The organism is Aneurinibacillus terranovensis DSM 18919, assembly GCF_000430625.1.
GTDB lineage: Bacteria > Bacillota > Bacilli > Aneurinibacillales > Aneurinibacillaceae > Aneurinibacillus_B > Aneurinibacillus_B terranovensis.
Genome location: NZ_AUMJ01000106.1, coordinates 1 through 2,787, shown reverse-complemented (window position 1 = coordinate 2,787; position 2,787 = coordinate 1). Strand labels below are relative to the sequence as shown.

The window sequence follows — 2,787 nt, the reverse complement described above, 5'->3', positions numbered from 1 at the left end:
ATGTCAGAGGCGCGTGAATGGGTATTGCAGTTTGTACACTGGTACAACTCCGAACACCGGCACAGCGGGCTTAATTTCTTAACACCCAATCAAAGTATGGCTCAATCCAGAAAGAGCGCCAATTTCGGCAACTGCTGAGGAGCAGTGCAATTAGACCCTATTAAATTTCAAGAAGGTGCGACAACTATATTGACAAACACAGATATAAACGGGGCGGCCCACTTACTTATAGGACGGCCCCTTCGTATTTATCTGGTAAAAAACTTGTTATGCTGTATAAAACAAAGTCATTCATAATCATTACTTGTTCAAAAGTTGATATGAAATGAAACATAACGTAAAACTGTATTGTCAGGCATAGAATACATTTGCTCTCACGTTTGCTTTTGCTGTTTAAAATAAAAAATAGCCATAGAGATGGAGCGTTGAACACGATAGGTATATGTCATGTAGAGGTGAGTATGTAGTGATTGAAGGAGCTTTTCTGTGAATTGAAAAAGGTGGGCTTTTCAATGAAGGAGAACGAATCCTTTTGTCAGAAGGAGAACTGTTAGCAGGGCGTATCGGAAAAGAGAATACGCCGATATTACGTTTTCCAGTCCGTATATTTCTCGCCGGCAGTGAAATTGAACTAGAACGTACCATGGAATTTACCAGTCCATTTGTGTATAAACAGTCTGGGATAAGCGGCCTGGTTGTTCGGCCGGAGAGAATGATGGGAGAACATCAGGGAATACCTGATGTTGGTAGAGATGAAATCAATGCTTTAGTGTATCGTTTGCGAAAAAGGCTGGGCAAATACGGAGAAAAGATCGTGATCGTGCCCCGCTCCACTTATGGACGGAAGAGAGATTCGGTTGAGCACTGGAGAAGACTGGATAAGTGGGGTACATATATACGAAGATATTCTTTGTAATGGAAGAAAAAACACACTGCAGCCTGGCGATAAAATTCAAGTCAAAAGTAGAACGTATATGAATATTCTATAGAGAAGGGTTTGGCACGATGTGCGCTAAACCCTTTTTGATTATAGTACGCGTGTAAGTATATTTTTGGAAGTTGAGGCTTAAATATAATCATCCTGGCATAAATTTTGCATTGTTTATAAATATAACTAGGAGTCTGTCCAACAGAATGAAAATTTTATATATTTATCCAAACAACAAGGCTTTATTCATTGATTATAAGTATACATGAATAAATATTCGCTAAAAATGCTTCGTCGGACAGACTCCTAGTGGACAATTAGTCCATTGTTATCTAATAAGACGTGATTAGAAGAAGCAGGAGGGGAATATTTTGTTAACAAAAACTGTGATTACGTATAGTAATGATTGTGTTTCGGGTTAAAGAAAAGAGAAGCTGGTCTAGTTTGTGTGTCCAAGACAACAAAATTTTGGAGGAAATCGATGATGAAAACTCTTTATCTTGATTGTATATCTGGAATTTCGGGAGATATGACACTGGCTGCCCTTATCGATTTAGGGGCCGATTTATCCTATATTGTGAAATACTTAAGGAAATTACCGATCGATCCTTTCGAAATTGAAGTACATAAAATCGTCAAACGCGGCATAGCTGCAAAGAAATTGCAAATCTACTTTCCATCAAATTCTGGCAGTCGCACTCACACTCACAAAGGCGATGAACATGAACATCATCACCATGATCATGACCATGAGCACGAACATGAACATCATCACCACGATCATGACTATCATCATGAACATCGGAGTGTCGCACAAATTTTAGAGATGATTGAGCAGAGCGATCTTCCAGCGAGAGTAAAAGCGCGTAGCTTCGCAATTTTTCAAGAAGTAGCAATTGCCGAGGGAAAAATTCATGGAATCGACCCTAGGGAGGTTCATTTCCATGAGGTAGGAGCAATGGATTCGATTATTGACACGATTGGCGTCTGCTTGGCCCTTGAAAACCTAGGAATCGACGAGATTTATGCATCACCTGTGCCTACTGGCTATGGAAAGAAGCGAATGGCGCATGGTCTTTACCCGATTCCTGCTCCAGCAACACTGGAGTTACTGAAGGGGATTCCTCTTGCTGAATTAAACGTCAAGGGTGAATTGACCACTCCAACCGGTGCGGGGATTTTACGAGCACTTGTGAAAAAGTTTATACTTCCAGGTGCTTTTACAGTTGAACAGATCGGGTATGGTGCTGGAGAAAAAGAGTTTGATCATCCCAATGTGCTAAGAGTGTTGTTCATCAAGCTATTGGATTTAAAAAAGGTTACATCCAAAGATGAAACTCAACAGGGGCGGGAATCTATTTTTGTACTGGAGGCCCAGGTGGATGATATGACAGGGGAAGGACTTGGATATACGATGGAGAGCCTCTTTTCCGCAGGTGCACTCGATGTATTTTATACGCCAGTCTACATGAAGAAAAATCGGCCAGGTACACTTGTGACTGTTTTAGTATCTTCGGAATTGGCAGAACGCTGTGAAACTGTTTTGTTAGCTGAAACTACTACCCTTGGAGTTCGGCGAAGCCTCTGGAGTCGCAATATTCTTGATAGAAAATTTATTGTGGTAGATACGCCATATGGACAGATAAGGGTGAAGCAAGCGTTTATGGGAAATAAAATGATGCACCAGGCACCTGAATACGAAGATGTAGCTAAGGCGGCAAGAGAACATCAGGTCTCGTTTCAAGAAGTATATCAATATGCTATCTCTTAAGCCCCGTAATCAAGTTGGACAACCTCCGAAATAAGAGCGATACTATACGTAGGAGGATTGATTCCCATGACACGAAGAAACTATTCCG

The 2,787-nt window shown here is 41.0% G+C and carries 3 protein-coding genes; all 3 read left to right on the top strand.

Features of this window, described 5'->3' with window-relative positions:
* The 3 genes from H525_RS27450 (at window position 1) to larC (ending at window position 2,699) form a co-directional block, all read left to right on the top strand.
* On the top strand, window positions 1–138 hold the full coding sequence (locus H525_RS27450; RefSeq protein WP_155837338.1) for an integrase core domain-containing protein: 138 nt from the start codon (window positions 1–3) through the stop codon (window positions 136–138).
* A 394-nt stretch (window positions 139–532) separates the two neighbouring features.
* Entirely contained in the window at window positions 533–916 is a 384-nt protein-coding gene (locus tag H525_RS24345; protein ID WP_027416898.1) for a hypothetical protein, read from the top strand.
* A gap of 496 nt (window positions 917–1,412) precedes the next feature.
* Window positions 1,413–2,699: a nickel pincer cofactor biosynthesis protein LarC gene (larC, locus tag H525_RS0115325; RefSeq protein ID WP_027416897.1), complete on the top strand. Its 1,287-nt coding sequence runs from the start codon at window positions 1,413–1,415 to the stop codon at window positions 2,697–2,699.
* The last annotated feature ends 88 nt before the right edge of the window (window positions 2,700–2,787 follow it).